Raw genomic sequence first — 520 nt, forward strand, 5'->3', positions numbered from 1 at the left:
CCGGCCTTCTGACGCATGCGCGAATGGGTGTTGCCGGTGGTGGCGTCTGCACCCTGAAGCCAAAACGGCACGGGGTATGTGAGGGAAACCTCATGCATGCTCACGGTTTCGGTGTCGCTCACGCGAGGCCGAGGCTTTGCAGGCGTGTCGGGTTGCTGGATTTGTGCTTCGGCGAAAATGTCTGGCGGCGTGGTATCCAGCACGGCGGGACGGATCGCATCCTGCGGAATGGTAAAAGTTGCCCCGCGCTTTTCGAGAAAATCTATGCAGCGCCAGAACCACATGTATTTTTTGCTGTATGGCTGTTTGTATTCGGAAGATGTTTTGAATTTCGTCTGCATATATCTTGCAAGATAGCTACCGCGATTGTCCTTTTTTGAATAATCTACACCCTTCTCGAGGAGGAAGAGGACGAGTTTGTAATTTTCTTGAATAGTAGCGCTCATTGCATATGTCCTGCCAAACCAGTCAATATAATACATGTCGCCGCCAGCTTTCAGCAATGTGGCAAACGCTGGTA

1 pseudogene is annotated in these 520 nt (G+C 51.3%); it reads right to left on the reverse strand.

What is annotated here, in order from left to right:
• Positions 1-446, reverse strand: a pseudogene (locus FVW27_RS21315) (hypothetical protein); the annotation flags it as partial.
• Positions 447-520: the final 74 nt, after the last annotated feature.

Origin of the sequence: Nitratidesulfovibrio liaohensis (assembly GCF_011682075.1) — a bacterium.
Taxonomy (GTDB): domain Bacteria; phylum Desulfobacterota; class Desulfovibrionia; order Desulfovibrionales; family Desulfovibrionaceae; genus Cupidesulfovibrio; species Cupidesulfovibrio liaohensis.